Annotated in this window: 1 protein-coding gene; it reads left to right on the plus strand. The window is 40.1% G+C overall.

The features are described 5' to 3' along the window. A partial coding sequence (locus BZK24_RS08825; protein ID WP_277921263.1) for a TCP-1/cpn60 chaperonin family protein occupies positions 1–207 on the plus strand: 207 nt, incomplete at both ends.

Below are 207 nucleotides of genomic sequence, written 5' to 3' on the forward strand. Positions count from 1 at the left end.
TTATGATGGCGGTGTGGTCGTGAATGAAGTAGAAAAACACGAAGGGCATTTTGGTTTTAACGCTAGCAATGGCAAGTATGTGGATATGTTTAAAGAAGGCATTATTGACCCCTTAAAAGTAGAAAGGATCGCTTTACAAAATGCGGTTTCGGTTTCAAGCCTGCTTTTAACCACAGAAGCCACCGTGCATGAAATCAAAGAAGAAAA

This window comes from Helicobacter pylori (genome assembly GCF_001998165.1).
GTDB classification, from domain to species: Bacteria; Campylobacterota; Campylobacteria; order Campylobacterales; family Helicobacteraceae; genus Helicobacter; species Helicobacter pylori_DL.